Source organism: Treponema bryantii (genome assembly GCF_036492245.1).
In the GTDB taxonomy this organism is placed as follows: Bacteria; Spirochaetota; Spirochaetia; order Treponematales; family Treponemataceae; genus Treponema_D; species Treponema_D bryantii_C.
Genome location: NZ_AP025286.1, coordinates 2,648,565 through 2,664,729 on the forward strand (window position 1 = coordinate 2,648,565; position 16,165 = coordinate 2,664,729).

The 16,165-nt window shown below is 41.4% G+C and carries 12 protein-coding genes; 5 read left to right on the forward strand and 7 right to left on the reverse strand.

The annotated features are described in order from the left end of the window. The first annotated feature begins 27 nt into the window (after positions 1-27). The gene (locus AABJ44_RS11645; RefSeq protein WP_338369221.1) at positions 28-975 is read left to right on the forward strand and encodes a N5-glutamine methyltransferase family protein; all 948 of its coding nucleotides are present in this window, start codon (positions 28-30) and stop codon (positions 973-975) included. On the opposite strand, the gene AABJ44_RS11650 is transcribed toward AABJ44_RS11645, so the two are convergent. From AABJ44_RS11650 to AABJ44_RS11665, 4 genes are read right to left on the reverse strand one after another with little or no spacing between them, the layout of a single operon-like run. Continuing rightward, positions 972-1,268: a PG0541 family transporter-associated protein gene (locus AABJ44_RS11650; protein WP_338369222.1), complete on the reverse strand. Its 297-nt coding sequence runs from the start codon at positions 1,266-1,268 to the stop codon at positions 972-974. The two genes, AABJ44_RS11645 and AABJ44_RS11650, sit on opposite strands and share 4 nt — an antisense overlap. After that, the gene (locus AABJ44_RS11655) at positions 1,268-4,393 is read right to left on the reverse strand and encodes an efflux RND transporter permease subunit (RefSeq protein ID WP_338369223.1); all 3,126 of its coding nucleotides are present in this window, start codon (positions 4,391-4,393) and stop codon (positions 1,268-1,270) included. The genes AABJ44_RS11650 and AABJ44_RS11655 overlap by 1 nt, the downstream gene beginning before the upstream one ends. Beyond that, positions 4,393-5,403: an efflux RND transporter periplasmic adaptor subunit gene (locus tag AABJ44_RS11660; RefSeq protein WP_338369224.1), complete on the reverse strand. Its 1,011-nt coding sequence runs from the start codon at positions 5,401-5,403 to the stop codon at positions 4,393-4,395. Before AABJ44_RS11660 ends, AABJ44_RS11655 begins: the two co-directional genes overlap by 1 nt. 29 nt (positions 5,404-5,432) lie before the next feature. Beyond that, on the reverse strand, positions 5,433-6,746 hold the full coding sequence (locus AABJ44_RS11665; protein WP_338369225.1) for a TolC family protein: 1,314 nt from the start codon (positions 6,744-6,746) through the stop codon (positions 5,433-5,435). 93 nt (positions 6,747-6,839) lie between these two features. On the opposite strand from AABJ44_RS11665, the gene AABJ44_RS11670 reads away from it, so the two are divergent. After that, complete coding sequence (locus AABJ44_RS11670) at positions 6,840-8,681, forward strand: RelA/SpoT family protein (RefSeq protein WP_338369226.1); 1,842 nt, start codon at positions 6,840-6,842, stop codon at positions 8,679-8,681. 19 nt (positions 8,682-8,700) lie between these two features. Here AABJ44_RS11670 and AABJ44_RS11675 read toward each other — a convergent pair whose 3' ends face one another. Next, positions 8,701-10,203: a peptidase U32 family protein gene (locus AABJ44_RS11675; RefSeq protein ID WP_338369227.1), complete on the reverse strand. Its 1,503-nt coding sequence runs from the start codon at positions 10,201-10,203 to the stop codon at positions 8,701-8,703. 2 nt (positions 10,204-10,205) lie between these two features. Continuing rightward, complete coding sequence (locus AABJ44_RS11680) at positions 10,206-11,210, reverse strand: alpha/beta hydrolase fold domain-containing protein (RefSeq protein WP_074642276.1); 1,005 nt, start codon at positions 11,208-11,210, stop codon at positions 10,206-10,208. 155 nt (positions 11,211-11,365) lie between these two features. Between AABJ44_RS11680 and metA the strand changes: the two genes are divergently transcribed. Continuing rightward, on the forward strand, positions 11,366-12,283 hold the full coding sequence (metA, locus tag AABJ44_RS11685) for a homoserine O-acetyltransferase MetA (RefSeq protein ID WP_074642274.1): 918 nt from the start codon (positions 11,366-11,368) through the stop codon (positions 12,281-12,283). Between the two features lie 194 nt (positions 12,284-12,477). On the opposite strand, the gene AABJ44_RS11690 is transcribed toward metA, so the two are convergent. Then, positions 12,478-14,037: a sodium:solute symporter family protein gene (locus AABJ44_RS11690; RefSeq protein ID WP_074642272.1), complete on the reverse strand. Its 1,560-nt coding sequence runs from the start codon at positions 14,035-14,037 to the stop codon at positions 12,478-12,480. A 70-nt stretch (positions 14,038-14,107) separates the two neighbouring features. Between AABJ44_RS11690 and AABJ44_RS11695 the strand changes: the two genes are divergently transcribed. Beyond that, complete coding sequence (locus tag AABJ44_RS11695) at positions 14,108-15,184, forward strand: endonuclease/exonuclease/phosphatase family protein (RefSeq protein WP_338369228.1); 1,077 nt, start codon at positions 14,108-14,110, stop codon at positions 15,182-15,184. Between the two features lie 15 nt (positions 15,185-15,199). Further along, on the forward strand, positions 15,200-16,165 hold the full coding sequence (locus tag AABJ44_RS11700; RefSeq protein WP_074642269.1) for a DNA-methyltransferase: 966 nt from the start codon (positions 15,200-15,202) through the stop codon (positions 16,163-16,165).

Below are 16,165 nucleotides of genomic sequence, written 5' to 3' on the forward strand. Positions count from 1 at the left end.
GGGGGACACCCCCGCAACGCCTCCGCTATGACAATTCGTGAATATAAGAATCAAATAATCAAAACAATTTCATCTTCCGCATCTCCACAACTAGATGCAGAAATCCTGTTATGCCATTTTCTGAACTACAATAAAACACAGCTTCTTATGAATCAAAATCAGGAATTGTCAGACGCCACAAAAACTAAAATAGACGACGCTGTTGCCCGACGCGCAACAGGACTTCCTATTGCGTATATCACCGGACACAAGGAATTTTACGGTTACGACTTTATCGTAACTCCAGACGTTTTAATTCCAAAGCCAGACACAGAGATTTTAGTAGAACGCGCTGTAGACGTTATTCTATCGATGATGGATGCACGCGGTGAGAACCTTTTAACAGTTTGTGATATGTGTACCGGTAGCGGCTGTATTGCAGTTGCAGTGGCTAAGACTCTGCTTGAAGACGAAAGAGTTCCGGCTGAACAGCTGCCAAAGTTTACACTTGCCGACATCTCAGAACCTGCGCTCGATATAGCACGACGAAATGTTGCTGCCCTGCTCGGGGACAGGCCGGACAGCACGCTTATTCTCTCGCGCTTTAACTTTGTGCGCACTAACCTCTTTGATGCAATTTCTGAAGCAATTAAATATGATGTGATTCTTTCTAACCCGCCGTACATTCCGCACACAATGGTGGATGAACTTTTACAGGACGGTCGCAGCGAACCGCGCCTCGCACTCGACGGCGACATAACAATAGACGGCGATCGCGCCACAAATGACCGCGGCGAGCCTGCTGATGATGGACTAGCGATAATCCGGAACTTAATTCCGCAGGCTGCTGCACACCTCGCACCGCGCGGTTCAATTATTATGGAAACCGGCGAGTACAACGCAGAAGCAACAGCCGAGTTCGCGGAGGCAGCCGGCTTTAATACGGAGATTCACAGAGATCTCGAAGGCCAGCTCCGCGTAGTCGAGATTTACTAGAACTCAACAGCTTTTGTAAAGAACAAACTGATTCCCTCGTTCGGGAAGCGCTGTTTTACTTTTTCTACGACTTCATTTACCTTGCGGGCATCTGCTTCTTCAACATACGAAAAAAGCACAAAGTTCATTTCCGGCCAGATGGTGTCACCAAGCTTTTTAGTGTGAGAACCGCGGCCGTGGATTTCCGGAATTACGGTATATTGAATTGAAGGAATCTCTTTTTCAAGAGCTTCTGTAATATCTTCCTGAACAGACTGGTTCGAAATTATTTCAGCACGATAAAGTTCTGACATTATTCATCCTCCTCCCAGCGGCTTTTATCGTAATCACCGGTGTTTTCAACATGCTCAACCACCGGGCGAGCACCGCGCTTTCTCATTACCAGGCTGTACAATACCGGAATTACCAGCAGTGTAATAAACGTACTGGAAATCAAACCACCTACTACAGCAATGGCAATAGGGCGAACCATACTTGACTGGCCTTCTGTTGTAAAACACATCGGGAGCATACCAAGAATTGTTGTAAGGGTTGTCATCAATACCGGACGGAAACGGCTCTTTCCAGCTTCAAAGCAGGCATTCTTAAGCTCGACACCACGTCCTACAAGAATATTCGTGTAGTCAACAAGAATAATACCGTTATTTACAACAATACCAATCAGCATGATAACACCGACTGCTGTCATGAAGGAAAGTGCTTCTCCAATAATCTTATGAATCAGAATTACACCAATGATAATGAACGGCATTGTTGCAAGGTTGATAAGCGGAGCCTTGAACGACTCGTAGGTTGCAGCCATTACACCAAATACCAGCAGAATTGCCATAATCGCAATCTTAAGATAGAAGCCGTACTGGCTCATTGTTTCTTTCCAGGCTCCCTTATAATTAACTACAACTGAATCTGGAATAATAACATTTTCCTGAATGGCGGCCTTAATTTCTTCTTCAATTACGTTGTCGTTTTCTTCTGTAAGATTGCTTGCGCGAACGTGAATGATTCGCTTCTGGCTTTCACGGCGGATAGAAACCGGACCGAGGCCTTTTTTAATCGATGCAAAGTTTGCAACGCTGACCATTCCGCCGTTTCCACGAACGTAAATGGATTCAAGGTCGTTGATTGTCTTGCGATCTTCCGGACGGTAAGCAACTACTACGCTGTAATCTTTTCCGTTGCTCTTGTAAGTACAGGCGGTAGAACCGTTAATCGCATAGTTGATTTCGCGTGCGACGGTTGCAATGTCTACACCCATGTTGTAGGCGCGTTCACGGTCAATAACAATTTCAACCTGAGGAAGTCCCTTATCCATACTTACAGAAGGCTCGCTGATTTTCTTGTTTGCAGAAATAACTTCACGGATTTCTTCTGCAGTATTCAAAGCCGCATCAAGATCATCTGAAAGAAGAACGACATCTACACTGCTTCCCATCCACTGACCACGGAAACCTTCGCTAAAGGAAAGTCGTGCACTAGGGAATTCTGCAAAATGCTTACGGAGCTTATTCTGCATATCCTGAGCAGAATCAATCTGCTTTGCAGTTTCCGGAAGAGCAATTGTGATGGAACCGCGGTTTGTATTACGACCACCAATTGAAGTAGTTACAGTTTTAATTCCTTTACATTCGGCTTTAACATATGCCTCAAGTGCAAGTACGACCTCTTTTGTTTCTTCAAAAGGAGTTGCAGTTGCCATATTGATATTCAATTGAACCTGATCATCACGGCCGGCTGGAATCTGATTAATCTGCATTGTCGGAATAAAGGCAAAAGAAATTACAAGTACACAGACAGCAGCAACAATTGTAATCAGACGGTTATCAAGGGCTGCTTTTAATACGCGTGAATACAAACGGATAAAGAACTGAATTATTCCTTCAAAAAATCCGTATAGTCTTTTCAGCACAGGATTTGAAACAGGTTTTTCATTTCTGTTTGAAAGCGGAAAGAATTTTCCTGCCAAAACAGGAACAAGGAAAATAGCAACCAGCAGAGAAGAAACAAGGGCAATTACAATTGTAAAAATTGCAGCCTTAAACATCTGCCCCATAAATCCAAGATCTTTAATAAAGAAGATAAATGGAAGGAATACACAGATTGTTGTAAGGTTTCCTGATGTTACCGACATGAGCATTTCCTGTGAACCAAGAATTGCAGAAGTACGAGGCTTAGCACCACGCTGCCTGTAAGCATAAATATTATCAATCATTACGATAGACGCATCTACAATCATACCTACACCAAGAATCAGACCTGTAAGGGTCATCATATTTAATGTAAGTCCAAACATACTCATTGCAAACAGAGTAATGATAATTGAAAGAGGAATAGAAATCGAAATGATAATTGTTGACTTAAAGTTTTGAAGGAAGATAAACAGAATGATAACCGCAAGAATAAGTCCCTGCCAGGCAGAAGTAATCAAAGTATTGATTGTTTCGCGGATAGCGTCTGTTGAATCCTGAATGATTTCAAGAGTAACATCCGGCGGAAGATTCTGCTCTGCCTGATCAATCTTTTTATAAACATTATTTGCTACAGTTACAGAGTTTGCATCTGACTGCTTTGTAACACTGATATAAACACCTTTTTCACCATTGATGAACGATTCCTGTGTTGTATCGCTGTAACCGATTGTTGCTTCACCTATATCTCGAAGTCTGATTGCATAACCGTTGATAATAGAAATTACAGTATCATTAATTTCATCAAGGCTTGTATATTCACCAGTTGTTCGAACAATATAGTTTCTGTGTCCTTCCTGAACCTTACCACCACCAAGTTCAAGATTCTGTTTTGAAAGAGCACCTGTAACAGTTGGAACTGTAAAGCCGTAAGCAGCCATTCTGTTCTGATCAAGTTTTACATTTACCTGTGCAGAACGTCCACCATAAACTTCAGCTTCACCTACACCATCAGCCTGTTCAAGAATACTTACTACATTGCTCTCGGCAATTGATTTTAAGTCATCTACAGAACGGTTACCACGGATAAGGATTCGCATGATTTCGCCGCTGTCTCCAGTGAAGCGGAAAATTGTAGGAGTTCCCGCATTATCAGGAAGACCTCGCTTTACTCTATCAAGCTTATCGCGGACATCATTCATTGCAGCTGTCAAATCAGTTCCATACTCAAACTCAAGGGAAACGTTAGAAGAACCTTCATTCGAAGTTGATGTAAGATTCTTAAGACCGTTTACGCTCATAACAGCACTTTCAATCATCTTTGTAATAGACTTTTCAACAGACTCAGGGTCTGCGTTTGGATAAGATGTATTGATTGAAAGAGAAGGATTTTCGATTTCCGGCATAAGTGCAGTTGCTACATTGCTCAGGGTAAAAATACCAATCATTCCAAGCAGAGCAAAAACAATCAGAATCAATACCGGATGTTCAAGTGTTTTTCTGCTTAAACTCATTATTTTTTACCCTCTGGCTTTGGACTTTTTTCATCACCTTTATCTGCAGGTGGTGCTTCTACAAACTCCACGTTGCCGCTGATATCACGAACTTTTGCACCTTCATAAAGTGAAAGCATACCTTCAAGAACAACAACTTCACCGGCAGCAAGACCATCAGTAACCTGATTGTAACCGTCGATATTTTTTCCACGGGTTACCTTGCGCTTTGTAACAGTGCTATCATCTTTTACAACATACAGATAATATTCATCACTGTTTTCAACAAAGGCATCCTGAGGAATAACCGGATAGCCTCCAAAATCAACAGTAAAAAGCTTAACGCGGGCAAACATACCGGCATTAACCTTGTCATATTTTTTATCAAAATTCAAAATGATTTCTTTTGTACGTGTAGCAGGATCTACAACTGGAGAAATACGAACAACTGAAGCAATAAACTTTTCTTCGCCATAAGCCTGAAGTGTGATTTCTGCCTTCTGACCGATTGCGATATCTGCAACATATCGCTCCGGCACCTTTGCTGTAATCTGAAGATTGTTGATATCACCTATTTTTGTGATTACTGAATTTGCACTAACCTTTTGGCCGATTTTTACAGGAGAGGTAATGATACTTCCGTCGATTGGAGCTGTAACAGGGCTTTTTGCATAATAACTTCCAGGCTCAGACGGGTCGATATAAGCAATAATGTCGCCCTGCTTTACTGAAGAGCCGAGAGAAACCAGCATCTCTACAACCTTACCCCCTATAGAAGGAAAAACTTCAATTGATTTCTGAGTTTCAATTTCACCGTTTGTATAAACGAAATCTGTAATTGTTTTCTTTTCTGCTACAGTTGTACGAACTGCAGTTGCTGTCTGTGGACCTCGGCCTCCAAAACCTCCGAATCCACCAGACGCTGAGTTTTTATTTTTTGCTGAGCGGGTTATTAAAAATACTGCACCAGCTGTAACAGCAAGAATGGCAATCAGAATAATTGCCGTAGTTGTAGTTTTTTTCCTGTCCATATATACCTCTTAATTTTTCCTAATTTATTTTATTCGTTTCCCAAAGATCCAAATGGAACTCCGAGTGTATTTTCCAGATCTAAAACAGCGCAAATCAGATTGTAAATATGAGATTCTCTGTCTGTTTTTGCTTTAAGAAGTGAATCTGAAGCGTTCTGCAAAGTAAGTAAATCGCGTGAACCGTGATTATAGGCAGTAAGAGTCATATCATAAGATTTCTGCGCAATTTCTACATTGCGGTTCAGCATCTCCATCTGACTCTGCTTCTGAAGAATATTTTTTATACTGTTCTCAAGATTAAGGGATGCTGTTGTCTTTTCATCTTCAAGCTGCAATTCGAGATCTTTTAAAGCTCCCTTTTGTGCTGCAATACTAAGAGCTCCATTTGACCATGGAAGATATCCATCTAGAGGAATTCTTACTCCAAACGACAAACTATGACTTTCATTTTCATTTGCTTTAGTAATATCTTCTGTTTTATCAGACAATCTATTCATTCCCCAGGAATATGAGGCCGAAATTGAAGGTGCATAAGCAGAAAAGCGAGTTGCAAGCAGCGAGTTTTTCTGTTGTTCAATATTTGTCTGAATCTTCTTTACTGAAGGAAGCTCCTCTACAGTCTGCGTAACTGTAAAAGTTTCAGGAGGAATTGCATCCGAAAGAGATCCTGAAAGTTCAATTTTTTCATCCTGCGAAATACCAAGAGTCTGCTTAAAGGAAGCCATATTATTCTGATAAGCTATTTCTGCAGATTCTATTGTCGGGCGCTGGCTTTCATAGCTGTACTGAGACTGCAAAAGGTCGAGTTCAGAAAGCTGGCCGCGGTTATATTTATCGCGGTTATTTTCATAACGAAGACGTGCTGTTTCCATATTACGCTTCTGGAGAGATATACTTTCTTTTGTATACAAAAGAGAGTAAAAAAGCTTTCTTACACTCAGTTCAACCTGACGAACAGCATCCTCATAAGAAGTTTTTCCACTTTCAAACTTAAGTCGAGCTTCCTTTATTGAAGTATAAAGTGAAGGTGTAAGAGAAAGACTGACAGAAGCACTAAAGCTATAAGTATACTTATTTGAAGCTTCTTTTTCTGTAAGCAAACCATCAAAAGGAATTTCATAGGATCCGCTTAAAGAGGCAGACGGACTTACACCATTCCAGGAAGTCTTATTACGCTTATCCAGTGCGTCCAGAGTAATTTTCTGACGTTTAAGGGAAATATTGTTATCTGCAGCAAGAACTACTGCATCTTCCACTGTAATAACTCTAGATTTCTCAGTTGCAGTCTGCGCATACAGTGAAAATGACGCAGCCACAATCATTGTAAAAATTAAACGTTTCATATTATACTTTCCATATTAAATTATACTAAAATTACAAGCTTTTTTATAGAAAATTACTGTCATTTTTTAGAATTATCTGTTATTTTTATGGGTATGAGCAGCGAAAAAGTGTTTGATTCAGACATAAAAAATCCGGCTGCCCTTCTGGAAGAGTTCTTTTCAAAGCATGAGTATCTTTCTCCAGAAGAAAAAGAGGCAGTTTCACAGGCATGGACTCTCCTTGTTACAAAAGCAGGTGACAGGGTACGTGAATGCGGTAAGCCTTACTATCTCCATCCTCTAAGAGTTGCAAATATCCTTGCAGAAAGCAAACTCGACAGCCCTACTCTTGTAGCAGCCATTCTTCATACTATTCTGGATTTTAATGTTACAGAAGAAGAACTGAAAAATCAGTTCGGCGAAAATGTCTGCAATATCATTCTTACAGTAAATAAGATTCTCAATCTGCCTATAAATACAAAAACCATGCATCAGTCTGATGCAATCCGTAATATGCTTTTTGCTATGTGTGATGATGCACGAATTATCCTCATTACACTTGCAGACCGTCTGGACCGTATACGCAATATCAAAAACTTTACGGCTGCAGACCAGCATATGATTGCCTCTGCCGTTATAGAAATCTGGGCTCCGCTTGCAGACAGACTCGGTATGCAGGCAGAAAAAAATGAATTTGAAGATTTAAGCCTTAAATATACTAACCCGGCAGTTTTCCAGCAGATTAAAGCCATTGTTTCTCAGAAAAAAGATGAACGTTCCAGCTACCTCGAAAAGGCTGTAAACAGCATTTATAAGTCTGCAGATAAGATGGGCATGAAGATTGAAATTCAAAGCCGTGCAAAGCACTTTTATTCAATCTATCAGAAGATGAGAAAGCGCAACAAGGAAGCCGGCGAGCTTTTTGATTTGCTTGCACTCCGTATTCTGTGTAACACACCTGCAGAATGCTACACTCTCGTTGGTATTGTACACGGACTTTGGAAACCGCTGGACGGCCGTTTTAAAGATTACATTGCAATGCCTAAGGCAAACGGTTATCAGTCACTGCATACAACTGTAATGTGTGAGGGTAAGCCTCTTGAAATTCAGATCCGTACCCACGACATGCACAATATGGCTGAGCACGGAATTGCCTCTCACTGGCTTTATAAAAAAGGCAGCTCACGAGAGCTGATAGAAGAAGACCGCCTTGCCATTTACAACAAGCTTCAGCAGTTTAAGGACAGTCTCACAGAAGGCAACAATTTTGAGACTCTCAAAAACGAACTCCTTGGTGATGAGATTTACGTTTTTACTCCAAAGGGAGATGTAAAGAAACTTCCGATGGGAGCAACTGCAATTGACTTTGCTTACTCTATTCACTCGGCTATCGGTGAAAAGATTATTGCAGCAAAGGCAGACGGAAAAATCATTCCTTTGTCTAAAGCGCTTCAGAATACACAGATTATTGAGGTAATCACAAATCCTCAGGCTCATCCTACAGAGGCCCAGCTTAAGCTTGTAAAAACAAGTAAGGCTCACCAGAAGATTCACTCTTGGCTCATGGCAAATGACCCTACCTTTAGTGAAAGACTCGCTCTTAAAGCTGAGGAAGCCGCCGCAGCCCAGGGTATTGAGGGAACGGTTGGTACTGCGGGTGCCGGTGGTACTCACTTCAGCAGGGTAAAGAAATCCCGCCCTAAAAAAGGCAAGCAGGAAATTACCGAACAGAAGCCTCGAAAAAAATGCGGTATTCTCGTACAGGGAGAGCGCCGTGTTCTTTACAATATTGCGCAGTGCTGCCATCCGGAATATCCGGACCTTATTGCGGGATATGTTACAAGAACTAAGGGTGTTTCAATTCACCGCGCCGACTGTCTGATTTATCAGCGTATTCCTCAGAAAGAAGAACGCAGTGTTGACGTTGCGTGGGATGATGGTCACGACCAGCAGTAAGCAGCTGGCCGACCGATTTTTATCTTCCAGTGTCGCGGATTTTTCCTTCTACATAATCAGGATCAAGAGTTCTGAGCAGAGTTGCTTCAGGCAATTTATGAGAAACATAAAGATATGTCGGATGTCCGTCGCAGGTCCAGTTCATCTTCAAGCCGGTTTCAGAATCAATGATTTCCCATTCACCAGCAGGAATTGTAAGCGAACAGAATTCTGGTGAAACAAACTCAATGTCATCCTCAATACGAATCATGTTCATTGCATTGCATTCATACATATACCAGCCGTCTTTCTTTTCAAACGGAATAATTCGGCGGTCAGGATGCTGCTCGTAATCCTTAAGACGTGCTTCGCGGGCTGCAGGGTGCATTTCGTCCAGAGCTTTCTGATTTTCGACTCCGCGTTTCTGACCTTCTGTATAAACAGTGTCAAAAGCGGCATCTGTGATTTCCTTTCCAATTTCCGCTGCAAGCTGATATTTACTGTCGCTGGCACCGGTTGTAGTTTTATCGGCATCGGCCTTGTTATAGTAAAAGCCTGTTGTGCTTTCGCGGTGAGCTACATTTTCGAGCTCTGCAATATAAGGAGCAGCTTCTTCGTCTGTGATTTTTCCTTCAAGGACATCGAGGGCTTTGCGGTGTGCACGGGTTACCATTGCAACATAGTAAACACTCTTCATACGGCCTTCGATTTTGAGGGAATCAATTCCGGCATCGCGGAGATCTGCAAGGTGTTCAATCATGCGGATATCTTTTGAAGAAAGAACTGCAGTAAAATCTTCACCTTCAAAAATCGGGAACTTTTCGCCAGGTCTCTGCTCTTCTTCAATTGTAAGAAGTCCGCTCTGTGCCATCATTTTTGCTTCTTCAGCGGTTATGATATGAGGAGCCGAACTGTCGTTTCCTGAATCACGGTCTTCTGCAAGTTTAAAATTCCATCGGCAGGTATGAGAACAAAAACCACTCTGTGCGCTGCGGCCTGTAAGATAAGCACTCATAAGACAGCGGCCGGCATAGGCAATACACATTGCACCGTGAACAAAGGTTTCAAGTTCCATATCAGGAACAGAATCTTTTATGCGGCGAATCTGATCAATGGAAATCTCACGTCCAAGAACAATACGAGAAAACCCCATGTTCTTATACATCTTAACAGCTTCACTGTTTACGCAGCTTGCCTGGGTACTTAAGTGCAGCTGGGCATTAGGAAATTCTTTCTGAAGTAATGGAACAATACCGATATCCTGTACGATAAAAGCATCTATCGGATACTGTTTAAAATAATCGAGATTTGCCTTTAATGCATCGATTTCTTCATCATGAAAAGAAATGTTGAGTGCACAGTGAAGACGACGTCCAGGAAACTGAGCTTTAAGTGCCTGAACCTTTTTATATTCATCTTCATAAAAATTGTCGGCCTTTACGCGGAGAGAAAATTTCTTAAGACCGATATAAGCGGCATCTGCTCCATAAGCATATGCATAGTATAATTTTTCAACATTGCCGGCTGGCGATAAAAGTTCCATTGTTATGCCTCCGAACGAAGACTGTGTTCGAGTTTAGGCTTGTTTTCAATCTGAACGGCAGCTTTTCCTGCAGTTCCCTCCGTAACAACTTTTCCAACTTTATCTAAAGCAAGATGAGATTCATGTAAGTATTCGTCTGCCATCTGGAACATGAACATCATATCTGGCCATATATCAAGTTCACATTCATTTCCTGTGGAACGAAGATTAGATGCAAATTCCCTTGCATCATCCAGAAGGATTTCTTTTTCACCCATCTGAATAAATACAGGTGGGAAATTCTGAAGAGATTCATCACCTGCAAGAAGTGGAGAAACCATAGGACTTTTTGTATTTGATTCGTAAGTATAAACTGAGCTGCTCTTTCTAAGAACGTCACCACTCATTACTTCATCACTGATTTTTTTTGTCTGAATCAGTTTTGAACATTCAGAAACATCAAGCCATGGAGAAAAAAGAATTACCTGTTTGATGCAGGTGCGGTATCTCTCGCGAAGATTAAAAATCAGAGAGCATGCAATTGGAGCTGCAGAACTATCAGCTGCAATTATGATTTCCGGCATCTGAGGTTTTTCGCCCTTTTCTGCATTTAATGAACAGGCAATCTGTTCTTCTGTAAAGAGAGATTTAAAAACATTCTGAATATCTTCATTAGCAGCAGGGAAAGGGAAAGCAGGTGCTAAACGGTACTCTGGAACAACTACACGACAGAAGCATTTTGTTGCAAGAGAAGCACAGAAACTTGCGTAAGCTGCGCGTGAACCGCCGACAAAGGAACCGCCGTGAATATAAAGCATTACACGATTTGAAGCATAAATCTCCGGTGCAAGCACATCGCACTCTGTATTTCCGTATTTATATTCAGTACGCTCAACTCCGTTAGGCAAAAAAACAGTTTTAAAGCCTTCATCAAGTTTTGCGCGGAAAATATCTACATTTGATTTTGACCCGAAGGTAAGAAGTTTGAGTTTTTTGATTGCACCTTTGCGGTCGTTTTTGTTTTCCATATCTATATATTATAGCAAAAAGGAACGTTTTCTGCTAGAATAGGCCCTAAATTACACTAAAACATCGTCATTGCGAGCCGTAGGCGAAGCAATCCATTTAATAGATTGCTTCGCTTCGCTCGCAATGACGGAGATTTATTACAAGGAGGTTTACGATGCCTATTAAAATTCAATCCGACTTGCCAGCATGCGCAACACTTGAAAAAGAGAACATCTTCGTCATGACGGAGAAACGGGCGATGGAACAGGATATCCGTCCGCTTAAAATTGCGATTGTAAACCTCATGCCTAACAAGGAAGTTACAGAAACTCAGCTTCTTCGTTTGCTCGGAAATACACCACTTCAGATTGAGATTTCTCTTGTTAATATGGAAAATCATTCCAGCAAAAATACAGACCAGAGCTACCTCGACCGTTTTTATATTCCTTCGAGCGAGCTCTATAATCAGAAGTTCGACGGCATGCTGATTACCGGTGCACCTGTTGAGCAGATTGAGTTTGAAGATGTTGATTACTGGGAAGAGCTTTGTAAAATTATGGATTATGCCCGCCAGAATGTTTACTCTACCCTTTATTTGTGCTGGGGCTGTTTTGCAGGTCTTTATCATCATTATGGAGTTCCAAAGCACGCACTTGAAAAAAAGATGTCGGGTATTTTTATGAATGAACGTTCTGTTGAAGGCGATCCTCTTCTTCGTGGTTTTGATGACACCTTCCCTATTCCACAGAGCCGTCATACAACTCTTATAAAAGAAGATTTGATTAAACATCCTGAACTTGTAATTCTTGCAGAAAGCGCAGAAGCAGGTGTTACAATTTTGAAATCAAAGGATAACCGCGAAATCTTTATGACCGGCCACCTTGAGTATGACACAATGACTCTTGCTCAGGAATATTACCGCGATACAGATAAGGGAATGAAGGTTCCGCTTCCAAAGAACTACTTCCCTACAAATAACGTAAACCGTATGCCAACCAGTTACTGGCGTGCTACGGCGCATCTGTTCTATTCGAACTGGCTGAACTATTACGTTTACCAGGCTACGCCGTTTAATTTGTCTAGCATTAAATAAAAAAAAGCCGGCTCATATCAATGAGTCGGCTCGCAAGTCTCACCTCTGAGGCATTTTTGTGTAGAACCTAAACCGACCCTGTGTAAGCCCGCTGGCGGGCGTTGTTCTATAGCAGAGCGTTAAGAAAATTGCGAAAGCAATTTTTAGCTCTACTATATTCGCAGCTCAGTTTTTAACGGTTCTGCTATTATAGCCTAGTCTTCCTCTGAAAGAGCGTTAGTTGTATGAACTGTAACTGTTGTATTGTAACAGTCGAACATCTTTTCTACCCCAGCCGGACGGGTCTTTGCTGTGCAGAGACTTACGATTGGCACGATGATCAAAGATGAAAGCATACTGAATACACCAGAGTAAAGTGAGTTCTTGAAAATCAATCCGAGAACTGGGCCGCTTACGTGAACAAAGCCCATAGAAATTGAAAGCTGAATTAACATCAAAACACAACCGAGTGTGAACGAAGTTGCAACTGCAGCCTTACTTGTCTTTTTCCAGTAGAGACCGAAGAAGAACGGAGCAAGGAAGGCACCAGAAAGAGCACCCCATGAAACACCCATAAGCTGAGCAATGAAAGTAACTTTTGACTTAGCCTGAACAATTGCGATTACAGCAGAAATGATAATGAATACAGCAACGAAAGCACGCAAAATCAAAAGATTATGTTTATCACTTGATTTTTCTTTTTTGAAAGAGTTGATGAAGTCGAGTGTAAGAGTTGAACTTGATGTAAGTACAAGAGAAGAAAGTGTAGACATAGAAGCAGAAAGTACAAGAATCAAAACTACAGCAATAAGTACATCACCAAGACCAGAAAGCATTGTAGGAACAACACTATCAAATCCATTAGCAGCAACCTGTTCAGGTGTATTGAACAGACGTCCAAATCCTCCAAGGAAGTAACATCCACCAGCAACTACGATTGCAAAGAAAGTAGAAATTACAGTTCCAATTTTGATAGAACGTTCATTTTTAATAGCATAGAACTTACCAACCATCTGAGGAAGTCCCCATGTACCAAGTGAAGTAAGGAGAACTACAATCAGCAGATAGAACGGCTGCGGACCAAAGAATGAAGTATAAGCTCCCTTTAAAACAGGAGATTCAATCTCAGACATCAAAGCAAGTGACTGCATGAATCCGCCGTTCTTAGAAAGAACTGCGAGAATTACTGCAACAATACCAATGAGCATGATGATACCCTGGATAAAGTCGTTTACAGCAGTTGCCATATAACCACCAACAATTACGTAAATTGCTGTGAGAATTGCCATTACAATTACACAAACTGAATAGTCAACATTGAAAGCCATTCGGAAAAGACGTGAAAGACCGTTGAACAAAGATGCAGTGTAAGGAATCAGGAAAAGGAAGGTAATTGCAGAAGCAACAACCTTAAGAGTCTTTGATTCATAACGCTGACCAAAGAAATCTGGCATTGTCTTTGAGTTCAGGTGCTGTGTCATAACACGAGTACGACGGCCAAGAATTGCCCAAGGCATAAGCGATCCGATGAACGCATTTCCAAGACCAATCCAGGTTGATGCAACACCAAAGTTCCATCCGAACTGTCCGGCATAACCAACGAAAATTACGGCAGAGAAATAAGATGTACCGTAAGCAAAAGCAGTGAGCCATGGACCTACAGTCCTGCCTCCCAATACGTAACCGTTTACATCGTTTGAAACTGCGCGGCATTTAATACCAACAAAGATGAAAACGGCGAAGAAAAGAATAAGTAAACCTAGTTTTATAATCATGATACTATACATAATAACAAAATTATTTTCTATTGTATATCCCCGCACCCGTGATATAATAGTTTTTACCATGAAAAGACGAATGTTTATTATTATTCCCGCAGCTGTAATTTGCGCTCCGGTTTTATGCGTTGTACTTTTATTTCTCTTTCTCACTATTATTGAATACAGACCAAAACCTGTAGAAGAGGTACCATTCACAAGCGAAAAAGCAATGCTGAGCAAAGGTGAACCTGTTTCCATTATGACATGGAACATAGGATTTGCAGGTCTTGGAAAGAATGAAGACTTCTTTATGGATGGCGGCAAAATGAGCAAGCCGGATTCAAAAAAGACTGTTGAGAATTATTTTTCCGGTATTAAAAGTATTATCGGAACTCATGAATCAGATATTCTTTTCATTCAGGAAATTGATACAAAGTCTGCCCGAACCTATAAAATCAATCAGGTTGAAGCAATGAAAAACTTTACCGGAAAAGGCGGAGCTTTTGCTTACAACTATAACTGTATCTTTGTGCCTATTCCGTTCCCGCCAATGGGACGCATTCAGAGCGGAGTTGCAATTTATACAAACTTCGAAACAACTTCAGCACATCGTCTTGCACTTCCTGTTCCTTTTACATGGCCAACAAGGGTAGCAAACCTTAAACGCTGTATTCTTGTAACACGAATTCCTGTTTATGAAAACGGTGGTGCTACAGAACAGGAGCTGGTACTTGCAAATTTCCATCTTGAAGCTTATGACAGTGGCGAAGGAAAAATCGCACAGACAAAAGCTCTTAAAGATTTTATTGATTCAGAATATGCAAAGGGAAATTATGTAATTGCCGGCGGTGATTTTAATCAGAAGTTCCCGGATTCTACAGCCTTCCCGGTTATCAGTCCAGACGGATGGATTCCAGGCCAGCTGGATGCAAGTATTACAGATGGCGGATGGAAGTTTGTTTATGATGATTCAAAACCAACCTGCCGTTCTCTGGAAGCTCCTTATAATGATGAGAAGGCAAAGGCTCATAACTGGCAGTACTATGTAATTGACGGTTTTCTTATTTCGCCTAATATTGAAGAACTTTCTGTAAATGTAATTGATGAAGATTTTGAAAACTCTGATCATAACCCTGTTTACATGAACTTTATTCTGAAATAAAATCTTCAGTTAATTATGGAAGAAAAAAAACGGGCAGGACGTAACCGCACAATTACATTAAGTGAAGCAGAAAAAGAGACTCTGAAAAAAAGACTGATTGAAGTCCGCGGTGATTTCGATACGGCCTCCGGCCTTCTCAACCAGCAAGATTTTCTGGATCACACAATAAACGCAGACCTTCTCACTGCCTTGCCGCTTCTCCCGGATGAATTTGCAGATTTAATCATTATTGATCCTCCTTATAACCTCACAAAAAATTTCAACGGTAAAATTTTTACAGCCCGCGACGAAGCTTCGTATGAAGAATACCTTATGTCATGGTTTCCACAGGTTTGCAAAAAACTAAAGCCTTCAGGTTCCCTTTATATGTGCGGTGACTGGAAATGTACGGCAGCTCTTCAGCGGGCAATGGAAAGCGAACTTTCAATTTTGAACCGCATCACCTGGCAGAGAGAAAAAGGACGTGGAGCAAAAGCAAACTGGAAAAACGGAATGGAAGATATCTGGTTTGGCGTAAAAGATCCAGATAATTATTATTTTGATATTGAAGCCGTAAAGCAGAAGCGCCGGGTAATTGCCCCTTACCGCGAAAACGGAAAACCAAAAGACTGGGAAGAAAGCGAAGACGGGAACTTCCGCCTCACCTGCCCTTCAAACTTCTGGGATGATATAAGCGTGCCTTTCTGGTCCATGCCGGAAAACACAGATCACCCGACTCAAAAACCAGAAAAACTTTATGCAAAACTGATTCTGGCAAGCTCGCGTCCAGGAGATGTTGTTTTCGATCCTTTCCTTGGTAGTGGAACTGCAAGCGTTGTTGCAAAAAAGCTCGGCCGTCACTGGTGCGGAGTTGAACTGAACGAAGAATACTGTATGCTCGCTGAAAAACGCCTTGAACTTGCCGAAACAGACAAAGAGATTCAAGGCTATAGTGATGGAGTTTTCTGGGAAAGAAATTCTGCAGCACTTTATAAGAAATAA

Bases quoted from the DNA above. Each gene is read 5' to 3' on its own strand.
- AABJ44_RS11680 (WP_074642276.1), bottom strand. From the start codon at position 11,210: ATGGAAAACAAAAACGACCGCAAAGGTGCAATCAAAAAACTCAAACTT.
- metA (WP_074642274.1), top strand. From the start codon at position 11,366: ATGCCTATTAAAATTCAATCCGACTTGCCAGCATGCGCAACACTTGAA.
- AABJ44_RS11665 (WP_338369225.1), bottom strand. From the start codon at position 6,746: ATGAAACGTTTAATTTTTACAATGATTGTGGCTGCGTCATTTTCACTG.
- AABJ44_RS11670 (WP_338369226.1), top strand. From the start codon at position 6,840: ATGAGCAGCGAAAAAGTGTTTGATTCAGACATAAAAAATCCGGCTGCC.
- AABJ44_RS11650 (WP_338369222.1), bottom strand. From the start codon at position 1,268: ATGTCAGAACTTTATCGTGCTGAAATAATTTCGAACCAGTCTGTTCAG.
- AABJ44_RS11655 (WP_338369223.1), bottom strand. From the start codon at position 4,393: ATGAGTTTAAGCAGAAAAACACTTGAACATCCGGTATTGATTCTGATT.
- AABJ44_RS11700 (WP_074642269.1), top strand. From the start codon at position 15,200: ATGGAAGAAAAAAAACGGGCAGGACGTAACCGCACAATTACATTAAGT.
- AABJ44_RS11660 (WP_338369224.1), bottom strand. From the start codon at position 5,403: ATGGACAGGAAAAAAACTACAACTACGGCAATTATTCTGATTGCCATT.
- AABJ44_RS11695 (WP_338369228.1), top strand. From the start codon at position 14,108: ATGAAAAGACGAATGTTTATTATTATTCCCGCAGCTGTAATTTGCGCT.
- AABJ44_RS11645 (WP_338369221.1), top strand. From the start codon at position 28: ATGACAATTCGTGAATATAAGAATCAAATAATCAAAACAATTTCATCT.
- AABJ44_RS11690 (WP_074642272.1), bottom strand. From the start codon at position 14,037: ATGATTATAAAACTAGGTTTACTTATTCTTTTCTTCGCCGTTTTCATC.
- AABJ44_RS11675 (WP_338369227.1), bottom strand. From the start codon at position 10,203: ATGGAACTTTTATCGCCAGCCGGCAATGTTGAAAAATTATACTATGCA.